At 35.8% G+C, this 17,272-nt stretch carries 8 protein-coding genes; 7 read left to right on the top strand and 1 reads right to left on the bottom strand.

Features of this window, described 5'->3' with window-relative positions; translation table 11 throughout:
- The first annotated feature begins 41 nt into the window (after window positions 1–41).
- Window positions 42–2,330, top strand: coding sequence for an OmpA family protein (locus C1A06_RS11135; protein WP_159461412.1), 2,289 nt, complete (start codon window positions 42–44; stop codon window positions 2,328–2,330).
- A gap of 492 nt (window positions 2,331–2,822) precedes the next feature.
- Here C1A06_RS11135 and C1A06_RS11140 read toward each other — a convergent pair whose 3' ends face one another.
- Window positions 2,823–5,546 carry a ligand-binding sensor domain-containing protein gene (locus tag C1A06_RS11140; protein WP_101690341.1) on the bottom strand — a complete coding sequence of 908 codons (2,724 nt, stop codon included), beginning with the start codon at window positions 5,544–5,546 and terminating at the stop codon, window positions 2,823–2,825.
- 186 nt (window positions 5,547–5,732) lie between these two features.
- On the opposite strand from C1A06_RS11140, the gene C1A06_RS11145 reads away from it, so the two are divergent.
- The 6 genes from C1A06_RS11145 (at window position 5,733) to C1A06_RS11170 (ending at window position 17,214) form a co-directional block, all read left to right on the top strand.
- Window positions 5,733–7,130: a glycosyl hydrolase family 28 protein gene (locus C1A06_RS11145; RefSeq protein ID WP_101690342.1), complete on the top strand. Its 1,398-nt coding sequence runs from the start codon at window positions 5,733–5,735 to the stop codon at window positions 7,128–7,130.
- 317 nt (window positions 7,131–7,447) lie between these two features.
- Window positions 7,448–10,672 (top strand): SusC/RagA family TonB-linked outer membrane protein, encoded by a 3,225-nt coding sequence (locus tag C1A06_RS11150; RefSeq protein ID WP_185116840.1) that lies wholly within the window; start codon window positions 7,448–7,450, stop codon window positions 10,670–10,672.
- A gap of 10 nt (window positions 10,673–10,682) precedes the next feature.
- Entirely contained in the window at window positions 10,683–12,428 is a 1,746-nt protein-coding gene (locus C1A06_RS11155) for a RagB/SusD family nutrient uptake outer membrane protein (RefSeq protein WP_101690343.1), read from the top strand.
- 32 nt (window positions 12,429–12,460) lie between these two features.
- Window positions 12,461–14,023, top strand: a complete 1,563-nt coding sequence (locus C1A06_RS11160; RefSeq protein WP_101690344.1) for a DUF4979 domain-containing protein — start codon at window positions 12,461–12,463, stop codon at window positions 14,021–14,023.
- A 69-nt stretch (window positions 14,024–14,092) separates the two neighbouring features.
- The gene (locus tag C1A06_RS11165; RefSeq protein ID WP_101690345.1) at window positions 14,093–15,484 is read left to right on the top strand and encodes an alginate lyase family protein; all 1,392 of its coding nucleotides are present in this window, start codon (window positions 14,093–14,095) and stop codon (window positions 15,482–15,484) included.
- 113 nt (window positions 15,485–15,597) lie between these two features.
- Window positions 15,598–17,214, top strand: coding sequence for a hypothetical protein (locus tag C1A06_RS11170; protein ID WP_101690346.1), 1,617 nt, complete (start codon window positions 15,598–15,600; stop codon window positions 17,212–17,214).
- The last annotated feature ends 58 nt before the right edge of the window (window positions 17,215–17,272 follow it).

Below are 17,272 nucleotides of genomic sequence, written 5' to 3' on the forward strand. Positions count from 1 at the left end.
AAATAGTGAAATGATTGATGTTTTCATGAATGATAAAAGGTATGAAGTACGATATAGAGAATGATAAAAGAAATAAAATCTACTGCAAGAATATAATATTTAATAAATATTCGGCTTTACGGATTGTATCTTATACATGCTTGGGACTATTGTTCACTTTTTGTGGACATTCTTGTAAAAGCGAAGATTTGATGACGAAACCTTTGTTCATGCAATCCAAAGGGGTGTATTTAGAAATACCCGAGAGTATGACTGATGAAAAAGGAAATGCTCTTCTTTCAGAGTATGTAGATTATAGAAATGAAGATAACATTTCTGTAACTATAAATAAACAAGATTCAGCTAACCGGGCAAAAACAAGTATCAATGACGTACAAAGGTTGAATGAGGTAACGGTAACGGCCAAGCTGAAGCAAAAGTTTGCCCCAGAACGAGATGGAAAAGTCAATGTCGATTTTATAGTTAAGGTTCCGAAAGAGTTACTTTCTACTGATTGGAGATTGACTTTGTCTCCGAAACTTCTTCATAACGATTCTATTGTCTTATTGCAAGACTTAGTGATTAAAGGGAGTAATTTCTATAATAAGCAAAAAGCAGATTTAGAGTCATTTGCTGAATATGAGAGCTCAATCATTCCTGAATCAGCATATGATAGCCTTTTTTTAGATCATAAAAGTGTTTCGAGAGATCTGCGCAAACGCCAAGAGTTCTATTGGAATCAATATAGTGAGCAATATAATGAAGTAAAGAACTATTATGATTGGAAATATAAAGTTAGCGATCGCTATGCTGGGGTAAATTCAAAATACGAAGGAAAACGTTTAGGTATATATCATGACTATATGCGAAAAGCTGATAATGAATCTATGCGCTTATTAGCTGCAGATGTCGATACTACTGGAATAAATAATAAATACATGAAAAGGTATAATAAACGAATTCGTTTGCTTTCACCTTTCTACCGTAAAAAGGATTTGACAATAAAAAAAGTCCCTAAGAAATACAAAGATTTTTTCTTGAACGAACCAAGCTTTAATGATCTTATGGGACGTAGTACTACAGATAAAGATTCAATAGGAATTGCAAAGCATTTATATTATTTTGACCTAATAGCAGAAAATGAATTTAAAGAAGAACGCCGTGATGAGATTCGTAAACGTATGATGCCTTTTCCTTTAGAGAACAGCGGTATGTTGTTAGATACAATCGTAGATGGTGGCAGCGATTTTGTGTATTATTATAAGAAAGAATATCCTGTAACATCAGGTCTTGATCGTTTACGTATCACAATGAATGGGAAGGTAATAGCAACAGATAAGAGTACCTATAATTTATCTCAATCAGATACACTAAATTATTTGATATCATCTTTAGTACAGCTTGTAGATACTTCACTCATAGTCAAGAAGACTAAATTATACCGAAATATGTATGATATTTTATCTATATATCCGGAGTTCGAGTTTAATAGAAATCAATTCAGTTTAAACTATAAAAACAATAGAGAGCAAGTTGATACATTGATGAAGTTCTATCGTAAAATGACTCGTGATATGGGCTTAAATATGGATAGTATGGTGATTAATTCTCGTGTATCACTAGATGGCAACTATGATCAAAACTATAAACTGTCGGAGAAGAGGGCAGAAGCATTTAAATCCTATTTAGAAACATATTACAAAGACGATGTATCTGATAATATTATCAGGATTAAACCTAGAGGTGAGGACTGGCAAGGTTTAGTTGACGAGATAAAGAAACGAGATGATATTGTTAATACAGATTCTATATTGGCTCAAATAGAGAGGACGGTTAATCCTGATGAAACTGAACGCGAGATTCAGAAACTTTATAGGAATGACTATAAGATCATAAAAAACGAGATCTATCCGAAATTGAGACGAATGGATATAAGCTTTCATGTAAGCCATCCTGATATGGCTGTGTCGGATACCATAATACGAGAAACTCAAGATGGCTATGAAGAAGGCTTGCGTCTTTTGCAGAATCGTGAATATTGGCAGGCTTTGGAAATACTGAAAAATTATCCGGATTATAATGCTGCTCTTTGTCTGGCATGTATGGGATATAATGGAAAGGCCTATGATTTATTAATCAGACTGACTCCTAATAGTAATACTGAATATTTACTATCAATCGTTACCCAACGACTAAATAAAGAAGAAGAGGCTATAGCCCACTTGCTAAAGGCTGTAGAATTAGATTCTCGAAAGGCTTTTCGCTGGATGCTCGACTCAGAGGTTAGTGCATTAGTGAGCAAATATAATTTACAAGGGCAAATCCAAGCCATTGCAAATAATAACAATTAATATAACTAACTGCAGATGATATGAATGTAATGAAATTTAGGCTATTTGTTTGAATCTATTTGTTATAGTTGCAATACTAAGAAAATCAATACATATTAGATAACTTTATTATGGTAGAATAGGGGAGTTGCTGCTAAAGGTATTTTTGCTGTCATTCCCCTGCAGTGAGGCACTACTAATCTTATTCCGATAAAGTTTACGATCGAGAAGTAAAAAACTTAAATCAAAAGTAAATAAGCTCTGAGGATGTTCTAATGTCTTTGCCTAAGCGAATAACTGTTTCAGAGATTATTCAAGAATAAATGAAAATAGCCATTTCTTTGGCTTTATAGTATTTAGAAATGAGGCTTAGAAGAACTTGTCAATAACTTCTCGAGGCATAAAATAATGTATATCCTGAAGAAGTTTGGGAAGGTAAGGAATAAACGAGTAAGAGCTTTTCTGTTTATCGTCTATATACAGTTCAGTTTACAATCTCGAAATGGCACTAAATTATTTTTCAATATTGATGCCAGATTCTTTCAAAAATTCTAAAGGAGTTTGTCCTGTTAATTTCTTTATACTATTGAAGAATGAGCTCCTAGAACTAAAACCACATTCTTTCGCTAATGCACTCAATGTGTATTGTTGTAGTAATCCTTCTTCTGCCTTTTTCTTGAATGCTTCGATTCTATATAGTGATATAAAGTTTGAAAAGTTCGTGTTCAGGTGTTGATTCAATACCTGAGATATCTTTATTTTGGAATAGTTGACAGCATTTGCTAGATCATCTAGCTTAAAATTCGGGTCCAGATAAGGCTGTTCTATTTCCATAAAAGTAATTATTGAATGTTTTATATCTTCAAGTTCTTTTTTCTCTAATTTAAGGTTCTGGTATTTGACTTTATCATTGTCCGAAGTCGTCTCAGAATTTCTTCGAATCTTTTTCAGTAGATATTTATAACTAAATAGAAGTACGAGAATAAGTAATACGGTTCCCAATAATACATATATACTTGTATATGATTTATCTTTTACGACATGAATGATTTTAATATTATTGTTATTTCCAGCCTCTCTTATTTTCAGTATATACTTTCCACTTGGAATTTGAGGAATAATAACATCTTTTCCTGTTGTCGTTTTTTGCCAACTATCGTCGAGACCTTCCAACTTATATTCATATATATTCGAGGATGGAAAGTCATATGAAAAATCAGAGAATCTGAATGTCAGATTATTTTCGGATGATGACAATCTAAGCGTATTTATATATTCGGGTGCTACATCTAAAGAATTAAGGTTTGCACTTTCGGTATATCCATCTATAATAATACTAGTAATATTGATTTTGTTCGATGATTTTTGTTGCATTTCTGATAGATCCAGATAGACTAGTCCTTTTTCATTCCCCCACCAGATATAATTGTTGTCTGTTTTTTGTACAGCTGCATCGTTAAAAGTATAACTAGGAAGTCCATCCGATAGTGAGTATATTGCATAGTCATTATCATTTTTATATGAAACAATTCCTTTAGTTGTAGCTATCCAAATTTGTCCCATTTTATCTTCTACGATTGATGCTACATAGTTGTTCGGCAATAGATCTTTTGTGCTATAGTGCCTGAATGATGAGAGATCATTAGAAATAACAAACGTACCTTGATTTTCACAAGCTAGCCATATATTGTTTTTCGAATCCTCGTATACATATCTCACAATCCCTATTGAAGGTAATCCTTCTATTGATAATGGATGAATTTGATCATTTTCATCTAAGTAACAAACACCATTTCTTGTTGCAATCCATATTCTATTCGATGAATCTGTTTCTAAGAAATATATATCGTCCGAGATTATATTCGAATTTTGTGTACTTATTATTTGTCGTGTATTGTTTCTTACATCATGTTTAATCAAACCGGAAAGTGTAGCGAACCATAAAATATCATCAGAATGAGGACTTTCGATCACCGAATAGAATGAATTATCAGTATATATCGGCTTGTCTTCAAATTTATTGATTTGACGTGTTCTGGTATTGAACAAATATAGACCACCCCCGTATGTCCCCACTAAATACATGTCTTTTTTGTATGGGTGAATTGATAATATAATATTAGATTTTAGCTCCGGAGTATTTTCTGTAGTATAGTATGTCGTTCCAGAGATGGTAGAAAATACCAATCCGTTTCTAGTTCCATATAGTCCGTAGCCACTATTGTCTACGACGAAGGATCTAATGTTAATAGTTGGCAGATTATCATTTGCTAAAGAAAAGACTTTAAATGTATCTCGTATATGAGGTTTATAAAGAAGTCCACCGGAGAAGGTACCTATCCAGAAGGAACTATCATTAATCAGTGCTGTGTATATGGCATTTGTATTCAGATGGTTGTCGGTGGCTGATTTGTCATCAAGCTTTACTGTAGAAATAATCTTATTAGTTATATCTACTGCTTTCAACCCATTACCATTTGTTCCGACATATAATTTGTTAGCATTGTATGATATCGTTTGTATATAAGGAGTTTCGATAGTTGCCAGATCAGAAAATTTATGACTCAAGATATCGAAACTTAAAATAGCACTTGTTGATGTTGCAACATATAAATTATTCTCTCCCTGAGTCAATTTTAAGATATTGTTATCAATATTATTTTTATAGATGTCTACTTGTTTTTTTGCTAAATCATATTTCACGAGTCCTTCAGAGCTAGCAAGCCAGCATATGTCGTTTTTATCGATATAGATATCGGAAAATTTAGAAGTCTCTAATATATCTACTCCCTTTATTTTAGTTGCTATATTATCATCCGGAGATAATCTATATATACCACTTTGACTGAGTATATATAGATTTTTATTACCATCAAAAGCAAATGTTTTGAAAATATTGTTTTCTATCTCGATTGATGTGTTTTTTCTTTTTAAGCGATTATATTTATATAGATTTTTTTCAGAAAGTATATATAGAAAAGTACTATCAACTTCAGCTATATCAAGTATATTTTTATTCTTAAAATCATCGAAGGCTAAAATATCAATTCCATCAAATCTATTTAATCCGTTTGCCGTACCTATCCAGATGAAGTTTTTAGAATCTTTATGGATACAGTTTATAGTATTACTAGTTAGACCTTGTTCCGTAGTGATGGCAATGAATGACGATTTCTCCCGTGCTGAAAGGAACAGTACGGATAATATCAAACAAAATAAAAGAATCTGTCTTTTCATCTCAGAACATTATGCTTTACAAATTTAAAATAAAATCTCTAGATAACAGATTCTATTGAAAAATATCCAGCGAATGTGTCCAATATAGTTATTTGGGACTAAAGGATAAAAAAAAGGGCGGCATGCAAATCAATTCATCACTAGATTTGTTTAGTCTAAAATTGAGAAACGTTATTTATTACAAAAATGAAAAGAAAATTATTATTAATCCATCTATTACTATTTTGTGTTCTTGTATCAGCTCAGCAATTAAAAATTCATCCGGTTCCGAATAATATTTTATACAAATATCATAACGATGACTTTACAGTTCAGGTTCGTCTTACGGGCAACGAGTGGTGCGATTTGTATGAATACAAAGTACTGGTAGATTTGGATAAACCGCAAGAAGCATCAATGGTTCAGTTTGACTTTGAAGGACAAGTAGATATGCGTATCAAGGTAAATAACGGTATTGTACATGAAGTGAAAGTACGTCCAATACATGAACAAATCAACTATACGAAAGACGGGAACTATATCTATTTCACATTATCAAAGCCTTCGAAATTATCATTGGAAATAAATGGTGATCGTCTGCATAATTTGCACATATTCGCAAATGAGATTGAAAAAAATGTACCAGATCGTAACGATCCTAATGTAATCTATTTCGATGCAGGCTTTCATACACCGGCCGATTCTCCGGGTAATATGTTCAGAATCCCTTCTAATAAGACAGTTTATTTAGCTCCCGGAGCTATTTTAAAAGGCAAACTTGTATGTAATAAAGTAGAAAATGTAAAAATTATTGGTCGAGGGATTATACTAGAAGCTGAGCGTGGTGTAGAGATAACACACTCGAAGAATATTGAGATTGACGGAATCACCGTGATTAATCCCAATCACTATACAGTTTATGGCGGAGAATCTAGTGGAATTAGAATAAATAATTTGAAGTCCTTTAGTTGTAGAGGCTGGAGTGATGGAATCGATCTGATGAGCTGTTCGGATGTCAACATAAATGATATATTCATGCGCAATTCGGATGATTGCATAGCAATATATTCGCACCGATGGAATTTTTATGGAGATGCTCGGAACTATTCAATAACCAACGCTATTTTGTGGGCCGATGTAGCACATCCTATCAATATTGGTCTTCATGGTGATACGTCGGTAGATAAAAACTTAATTGAAAATATTCATTTTAAGAATATCCATATATTAGAGCACGATGAAGATGATAGAAATTATCAGGGGTGTATGGCATTAAGTGTTAGCGATCATAACTTTGTTCAGAATATTACATTTGAGAATGTGTATGTTGAAAATATTCAGGAAGGGCAATTACTAAATTTACGAGTGTTATTCAATGAAAAGTATAGTAAAGGCAAAGGTTTGGGAATTGACAATATAGTTTTCAAGAATATATACTATTCAGGATCGGGTGAAAATACATCAATTATTGAAGGATTTTCTGACGAGAATATAATCAACAACATTAAGTTCGAAAATATTATTATTAATGGCAAAAAGATTAATTCTTTAAAAGATATGAACGTGAAAATAGGGAAGTATGTCAATGAGGTCACAGTGAAGTAAAGGTTGCCCTATAATGTTAAACATTTCGATAACTTTCAGTATTACAGAGTTCTAATTTGGGTCTTAAAATATTTTTGTACTCTGTTTATTAAGTCCAGAAACCTTTTTTTGGACTTTTTTGAACTAGAATGAAGATGATGACTCCAATTTGTCACATTACATTTGTGATGTTCATCTTTTTATAAACCTTTTTTAAAATCTATATACTATATGAAATAGAAACATGGCTAACCTTAATTATTTTGAAATTGGAAATCAATGAAAACATTGAAAATACTGTATATGAAAATAAATAACTAAAATTAATAAATGGAAATATGAATGTAACACTTAAATCAAAATTCCAAAAAAACAAAAGCATCATACTTGCTCTTGCCTTATTATTTGGAGGAGTTTATAACTCCACACTCTTTGCAGAGAGTGGCTTAGGTAAAAGCCTGATTACAACTCAAAGCATACGGACAATAACAGGGAGAGTTCTGGACGCGGCAGGTGAGCCTTTGATTGGTGTATCGGTTGTTGTAGTAGGAACTACAAACGGTGCGTTGACTGATCTTGATGGAAATTATTCATTATCTATAGCTGAGGGTGCAACACATCTGAAATTTAGCTATATAGGCTATAAAGAACAAATAGTGAAGATAGGTAGCGACAATCAAATCAACCTTACACTCGAAGAAGATAGTCAAGTATTGGGTGAGGTGGTAGTTGTAGGATATGGTACACAAAAGAAAGAAACTTTATCAGGAGCAATTACTGTAATAGATTCGAAAGCTTTCGATGAAAAGGGCGGGTTGTCAAGTCCACTTCAAGCCTTGCAAGGACAAGTTGCCGGAGTTATCATTACTCGTGGTTCTTCGGCTCCAGGTGACGAGAGTTGGGGAATGTCGCTGCGCGGAGCTTCATCTATGAATACAACAGAGCCACTTATTATCATTGATGGAGTTGCATCTGGTACTGTAAATGATTTACGATTGCTGAATCCGAACGATATTGAAAGTATGAACTTTCTGAAAGACGGAGCTGCTGCAATTTATGGTTCGCGTGCTGCAGGCGGTGTCGTACTGATCACTACAAAGAAAGGCGCTGCTGGAAAGACTAAAGTTGAATATAGCGCTACGGCTACATTGAAAACGGTTGGTCTAATGCCATCGGCTATGAATATAGATCAATGGTCGGAAGGAGTTATGACTGCTCTTCGCAACGATAATAATATGTCGAACGTGTGGTATTCGTATGCCGAATTGGCTAGAAAATACAAAGGTTCTTATATTGATTTGTCTACAAGTCAAAACCCTTTTGGTACTGCAGCTTTTACTGATGTGGCTGACTTTGTATTTGATGATAGTGCCAATTGGTTAGATTCACTTTTTGGTGACACATGGTCTACCGAACACAGCTTGAGTGTTTCGGGTGGTGGAGAACGTTCTTCGTATCGTATATCTTTAAATTACATGTACGATGGATCGACATTACAGTTTGGGAAAAATAATAACCAACGATACAATCTGAGAGTGAATAATAACTTTAAATTATCGAATAAACTAACTTTAGAATCGTCAATTGCATACAATCGTCAAGAGCAAATAGCCCCTTCTCAGATTGGATCTGCATTGACTACAAATATTCCTATGCCAGGATTACCATTCGAAGCAATGAATGGAAAAGCTTATGCTTGGGGAACTTGGGGATCACCAGTGGCAAGACTGAAAGAAGGTGGCGACAATAAATTGTCAGTATCAGGAATTAATATCAACGAGAAACTAAACTATGCTGTAAATGATTGGTTGACAGCTACTATTGATGCTGGATACAACTCAAGCAATACTAATCGATCGATTGTCGAGAATCCGGTAACATTCTATAACTATAAAGGAGATAAAAAAGTCTTAGTTAGTCCTACACAACAAAGTTCGAGCTATAGAGAAACTAGTGGTCGAAATAACTTCTACTCTATATCGGGTTATGTAAACGCTACTCGTTCGTTTATCGAAAAACATAATTTCAGCCTCACTCTTGGAGCTCAGTACGAATATACTGAGTTTAGAAACTTTGGTGTATCTGCAAAAAATATTCTAGAAGGTTTGGAAATACCTAATGGTAGCGATGAAATCAATATCGTAACAGATAAGAATAGTAAATATGAAACTGCTTTGATGTCGTATTTCGGACGTTTAAACTATAATTTTGATAACCGCTATCTATTCGAATTTAATGCTCGTTATGACGGCTCGTCTAAATTCGAACCGAGCAACCGTTGGGATTTATTCTACGGAACTTCATTGGCATGGCGTATACAGCAAGAGGCTTTTTTGAGAGATGTAGAGTGGTTACAAGATCTGAAGTTACGTATATCGTATGCCGAAATGGGAAATCAAAGTGGTATTAACAATTATGACGGAATACAACTCTATTCTTTCCAATCAGGTTCGGGTGCATATGTTGGTTCGGAAAAACTACCATTAATACAGACCTCGGGTACTTTGTCTTCGAAAGAGCGTGAATGGGAACGTGTTAAGAATTACAATTTAGGATTGGATTTCGGTTTCTTGGGTGGCAGATTGAGTGGATCAGTTGATGCATTTATGAAACGCAATGACAATATGTTAGTCAATATTACTTTGCCTGGAACACTCGGAGATAAAGCTCCATTATTGAACGATGGTAAATTCAAGACTTGGGGATTAGAAGGTGAAATAAACTATCGAGGTAAAGTTGGAGAATTTGATTATCATGTTGGAGGAACATTAACATTTGCTCGTGACAAGGTTGTTAATATGGGTGGAACATCGGTAATGAAATCGGGATATATTAAAAATTTCCAAGGTTACCCATTGAAATCAATTTTCGGTCTGCGTTATGGAGGTAAAATACAAAACGAAGAACAGCTAGCTGCTTATACTGCTAAATATTTCCCAAATAATGGGATAGGTATGCCTAGCGAGTTGAGAGTTGGGGATAATATGTACTGCGATGAAAATGGTGATGGTGTTTTGGACGAGAAAGATTATATCCATTTGGGTAGTGATACACCCGAAATATCATATTCATTCAATCTCGGTGCTAGCTATAAAGGTTTCGACGTCAGCGTAATATTCCAAGGAGCAGCAAACAGATTTGTATACAGAGGAATCGATAACTGGACAGTACCTTTCCGTGCAAATTACACAAATACGATTACATCTTCTTTAGGAAATACCTGGAGCGAAGATAACAGAAATGCGTATTATGCACCATATACAAACAATAGTAATATCAACAATTATAACTATCAAGCTTCTACTTTGTCGGCGCAAGATGGTCGTTATTTACGTCTGAAAAATATAACTCTAGGTTATACATTCCCGCAAAGACTATTGAATAAAACTAAATTTATAGAAGGAGCTCGTCTCTATGTTACAGGTACCGATCTTTGGGAAACAACAGAAATCAAAGACGGTTGGGATCCTGAGGCTCCTGTTGATGAAGGTACATCAGCAAAAGGTGTTAAGCGTTATCCTTTTACCCGCAACTTTACTTTTGGTGTTAATCTAACTTTTTAATTAAATCAGTATGAATAAGATACAATATATAAAAGTAGCTTGCCTATCTTTGGTTGCACTGTTTTCGTCTTCTTGCCTCGATTTCGATCCAAAGGCAGAAATGGGTGACAATCTGGTATGGAATAAAGCCGATAATTTTCAATTGTTTGCAAATCAGTTTTACAGCTGGACGCGTGATTTCCAAGCAGGAAGTATCACTTATGCTGCAACTATTGCCGATGGTCCGCATAGCGACTATCGCTCCGATTTGATTGCAACGACAGCAATAAATGCATTCAGCCAAGGAACAAACTCAATTCCTGCTACAGATGCAAATTATACAGAGATCTACAAACGTATTTATTATACAAATCTTCTACTGAATAGAGCCGAAGGATATTCAGATAAAAATGAGATTTCGGTTCCAATAGCCGAAGCTAAATTCTTCCGTGCATATTTACACTTCGAATTAGTGCAAATATGGGGCAATGTTATTCTTCTGACAGAACCGCTTGATATTAAATCTGAAAAGCTATATGGTCCACGCGATGATAGAGGTATTGTTATAGATCAAATTGTAAAAGACCTGAAAGCAGCAGCTTTGGATCTTCCCGAAACAGCTTCAGAAGCTGGTCGTCTAACGCGATATGCAGCATATGCATTTTTGTCGCGAGTTGCGCTATATGAAGGCTCTTGGCAAAAATTCCATACCGGAGGAGCAGATGCTACAGCGAATACAACACGTAGTACAGAGCTATTGACTATAGCAAAGAATGCAGCCGACGAAGTTATAAAAGGTGGTAAGCACGAGTTGTTTTATAACGAAGTATTAGGAGATCAAAGCTATAAGTATATGTTCATCTTAGAAGATGGAGGGCAATGTAATCCAGCTAATCTAGGTAAAAAAGATAATCTGGAATATATTCTGGCTCGTCGTCATCGCGATGGAGATAATCTTGGAACAAATATTACGCACGGAATGCAGGGTAACGTAGCTTTCATCACTCGCAAATTGGCTAATATGTATTTATGTGCTGATGGCCTTCCTATTGATAAATCTCCTCTATTCAAAGGATATATATATGCAACAGATGAGTTCTTGAATCGTGATAATCGTATGAATAATATGATGTTGCAAAACGGACAGAAGTATTGGAATAACGATGGTAAATGGCGTATAACTTGGGATGAAGAAGACCTAAATAATAGCTTGATTGCCAATGTACGTTCGAATAGTGGATATCAAAATAATAAATGGGCCGTAGAACGTAAAGTGGCAGACTCTTACGAATCGATGGACTATCCTGTAATTAGATATGCAGAGGTTCTTCTCAATTATGCAGAAGCGGTTTACGAGTTGAAAGGTTCTATATCAGACGAAGAATTAGACTATTCATTAAATCTGGTACGTCAACGAGTGAATACTAAAATGCCAAAATTGAGTAATAGTTTGGTTGCAGCAAATGGTTTGTCGATGCGCGAAGAAATTCGACGCGAGCGCTCTGTCGAACTCATATTGGAAGGTTTTCGTATCGATGACCTGAAACGTTGGGCAACAGCCTCTACCGAAATGCCACAAGATCAGCTTGGAGTAAAAGTGAAAGGCACATGGTTCGAGGCAAACTGGGCAGCACAAGCACGACCTTTGAACACTGATGGTTGCATCATATTGTATAATGACAGAAAATGGGAAAATAAGCATTATCTATATCCTCTTCCTTCTGATCAAAGACAGTTGAACCCTGAGTTAGGACAAAATCCAGGATGGGGAAATTAATCAGATACGTCTAATAATAAAGTATAATATTTATGAAACATATATTGAAATATAGTTTAGGATGTTTTGCCTTGGCTATAAGTGTGCTGATGACATTCTCGTGTAGCGATGAAGACGTAACATCCAATTTGCCATCGGCCATATATCCCAAAGCAATCAAGATAAGTGTGCCAACTGAACTAGAGCCATTTATCTATAACGATAAAGACTTAGGAGTAAAAGTGCTTCCGCTGATAAAAGGCGAAGAAGTGACATTAGGTTATACAATTTTGCCCGAAGATGTCACATTTGATGATGTGAAATGGACTTCGAGTAATACGAAAGTTGCAATTATCGACGAAAATAATAAGTTGACAGCAATTAGTGGCGATGACGGAGGTTACACCATTATTCAAGTAGCTCCGGATGCATCTTATGCTGGTAGCAACATCTACGGAACGATGAAGATCGTTGTAGCCAATTCTTTAGTGAATGCCGAATCGATTGCGATAAGTTCTCCGTCTGACGAAGTATTTGCAGGCGAGACTTTACAATTGACAACTACAATATTACCTGAAAATGCAACATATAAAACAGTGAAATGGACCAGCTCGGACGAGAATATTGCAGTTGTAGATATGACCGGACTTGTAACAGGTAAAGAGAACGGACAAAACTCGGCATCGGTTATGATAACAGCTACATCATTGGATGGTGCAAAAATTATTGCTACAAAGACAATAACAATTAAACAGATTGTAGATCCGTTGAATGTGACTATTGATCAAAGATATTCAGTCGACAAAGGATATTTATGTGCTATTGCCGATAAAACCATAACGCTTATATATACTACCGACCCAGTTGATGCTACTCTTTCACTAATTGAGTGGACTTCGAGCAACGAAGCGATTGCAACTGTGAAAAACGGTATAGTATCGTTCAATCAGGATGGCGTATTTGGTGATGTGACGATACAAGCAAAATGCCCTACTACGGGAAACAGCTCGTCAATCAAGCTTCGTTTGGAGGAAGGTTTAGTTCGCGAGTTGTATCACGATCAAAATAATTATACTTGGTATAACGCTCAGCAATCAGGTAATGGGACTTCTTCTTCGCATGTTTGGAGTTATGGAAAAGTTACAGTAACAACATATACACAGAATGCGACTAACCAACGTGGCGACTTTAAATGCTGGAGCCCTAAAACATGGCTACATGCCGGAAATTATCCAATATTTGCTATTAAAATGGATGATGTGAAAGACCTATATAGTGAAGTAACTGCTCGGAATATTACCCTTGATGCATCTGGAACTTGTAACGGAGCTACTTTCAGTGGAGGCTTGGATGGAAATAATAACAAGTGGCTTTATGATTATAAATGTAGCGATGGTAGCCATGTGTTTGTATATGACCTAACCAAGCAGAAATGGGCTAATGGAGGTATTCTTCCAACCAATGCGGTAGCTACCTTCACTACATTGCAGTTCAAATATGCTGACATAAAAACTATAACTCGTCAGATCAATTATAATGTATACTGGATACAGACATTTAAGACATTAGATGATGTGAAGAATTATATTATATCAGAAGGATTAACTTTTGAATAACCAGAATAATAAACTCCGACTTGCCGGAGTAATAATTATACTTCGGCAAGTTTCAATAAAGAAATAGCGATGAAAAGAAAGATATATTTAATAGCTGGTTTTGCACTTGTTTTTGCCGGTTTAGTTTCTTGTCAGGAGAATGAACACGGTACGGTTGATTTGACTCTGCCTGAGAAGCCGATAGAGCCAGTAGAAGCGCAATATACATACAATCATCCGAGTGGTATGTATAGTGCTGACGACTTTATCCGAGTGAAAGCAATGCTTGATAATAATACAGCTCCGCAGGCAGTAAAAGATGAATTTCAGAATTTGAAAAATAGCCCTTATGCTGCTCTTGGTTACGTGCATAATCCTCAACAAAAAATAGTTCGTGGAGATGTTACCGGAACAGGGGTTGCCAAAGAAAATTATAGCTATGCAATGTATGACGCAGCAGCAGCTTATCAGAAAGCTCTTCTGTGGAAATTGACAGGAGATGATCAGTATGCAAAGGGAGCTGTCCAAATTTTAAACGATTGGGCTAAGACATGTAAGGAAATTACATCGAACGATGCGAATCATAAATTAGCTGCCGGCTGTCAGGGGTATACTTTTGCTAATGCTGCCGAGATAATGCAGACCTACGAAGGATGGAATGCTACAGATCTATCTGCATTCAAGAAATGGATGGTTGACGTATTTGCATCTAAAAATCGTGAATTTTTGGATAATCATCAAGGGGCGAATAACTGCCCTTTACATTATTGGGCAAACTGGGATTTGGTGAATATGTGCTCGTATTGGGCAATTGGTGTTCTTACCGAAAACGATGATATGATCAATTACGTTGTCAACTATTTCTATAATGGAAAGGGCAATGGCTGTATAAAGAATTTGATTCAGGCAACTTTTGATGATCCTCTAGGAACAGGTGAATCTATAAGTCAGAATCAAGAAAGCGGACGTGATCAGGGGCATGCATCTATGTCAGTTGCAGTTGCTGCTCATCTTAGCCAGATGGCTTATACATTGTATCTAAATAATAAATCGGTTCCAGAACTTGATTTCTTTGCGGCTAACGATAATGCGATGATGAAAATGGGTGAATATACAGCTCTTTTCAATCTAAAAAACGGAACTGATAACTCGAATTCAACCGGAACTTGGCTTATTACAGTTAATAAAATGCCTTTCAAAGAATATTTGTATTGTATCGGTTGTAGTTGCAAAGATCAAAATCATGGAGCAACACAGAGTGTTGTGGCAGATGATACAAGCCGAGGCGGAGTTCGTCCGGGATGGGAGATATTATATAATCACTATGCTAAAGTAAAAGAAGTAGGTAGTGGCTATAAATATGTAAAACAAATTTCGGATAAAATTCGTCCTGAAGGAGGATCTGGTGATAGCCGCTATGGAACAAATAGTGGAGCATTCGATCAGTTAGGATGGGGAACTCTGATGATGTATAGAGAATAATAGGAATCTAATTCGAGCGAAGGGGCTTATCAGATAAGCTTAAGGATTTGCCCCTTGCTTTTTTACTCGGGTAAAGTTTACGAGATTCATCTGAACGCAATATAATATCACCAATGAAAGTTCATTTTTTTATACTACTTATATTACAAATCATATTTGGCAGCATTTCGGCTGCCGAATGGCAATGGTCTGTGAAAGTAAGAAATTATATATCATCAGAAACGAATACAAACCCTGAAGCTTTCTTATGGATTCCCGGAGATTGCGAGCAGGTAAGGGGTATTGTTGTAGGGCAACATAATATGTGCGAGGAAACTATTTTCGAGAATACTGCATTTAGGAAAACGATGTCTGATTTGGATATTGCGATTATCTGGATAACTCCAGGCATAGACTATTCATGGGATGTAACTAATGGTTGCCAAGATCATTTCGATACAATGTTGAAAGATTTTGCTGTTGTTAGTGGATACTCCGAGTTACAGTATGCACCGATCGTGCCAATTGGTCATTCGGCTATGGGCACATTTCCTTGGAATTTTGCTGCGTGGAATGCTGATCGAACTTTGGCTGTGATTTCCTATTGTGGCGATGCGCCGCGTACGAATCTTACTGGCTATGGCGGAAGTAATTTAGAGTGGGGTAGGACTCGCAATATCGATGGTATTCCAGGTCTAATGATCGAAGGAGAATACGAGTGGTGGGAAGCACGGGTTAATCCGGCTTTGGCTTTCAGAGTGATGTACCCCGAAAGTTGTATCTCTTTTTTGTGCGATGCTGGGCATGGTCATTTCGATGTCTCGGATGATGTTGTCGATTATATCTCAATGTTTATCAAAAAGTCTGCAGAGCAACGTTTGCCGAAGGAAATATCGTTAGATAAGCCTAATAAACTCATCAAGATAAATAATAAAAATGGCTGGTTAGCCGAAAGGTGGTATCCTAATCAGAAAAAGAGACCAAAAGTAGCTCCATACTCCGAGTATAAAGGAGACAAACACGACGCTTTCTGGTATTTCGACGAAGAAATTGCTAATCTAACAGAGGCATACTATGCTAGTAGCAGAAACAAAAAAATGCAACATATTGGATTTGTGAAGGATGGAAATTTGTTGAAGCATCAGAATACACACTTTGAATATCAATTGGATTTCGATCCGGAAGAAGATGGTTTAACATTCCACATATCAGCGGCTTTTGTTGATTCAACAAGAACATCTTTGACTACAGAGTATTCTCGCTCAGATGTCATCAGAATAAACCGTATTTGTGGACCAGTAGAGAAAATAAACGATACAACATTCTCAGTTTGTTTTTATAGAATGGGACTGAATAATCCTAAAAGAACTGGTGATATTTGGCTGTTGGCAAATCATCGGGGTGATAAGAACTACAAAAGTGCAGTTCAACAGTTGAATTTGCGAATACCATATCCTAATAAAGAGGGTATAGAACAAAATATAACTTTCGAGCCTATCGAAGATGTAGATTATAGGACGAATTTAGTAGCCTTGGTGGCGACTTCAGACAGCGGGCTTCCTGTTAGTTTTTATATAAAAGAAGGGCCAGCGAAAATAATTGGGAACGAGTTAGTCTTTACTAAAATTCCTCCACGTTCTAAGTTCCCATTAAAAATAACGGTAGTTGCATGGCAGTATGGATGTTTGAATGGGGTAAAAGTTCAAACAGCAGACTCCAAAGAAATGACATTTTATTTGACTAGAGATTAGAGCAGATGTCGAACTCTAAATGATGAAAAAATAAGTAAGAAATAATATAAATAGCATA

The organism is Dysgonomonas massiliensis (assembly GCF_900240225.1).
In the GTDB taxonomy this organism is placed as follows: domain Bacteria; phylum Bacteroidota; class Bacteroidia; order Bacteroidales; family Dysgonomonadaceae; genus Dysgonomonas; species Dysgonomonas massiliensis.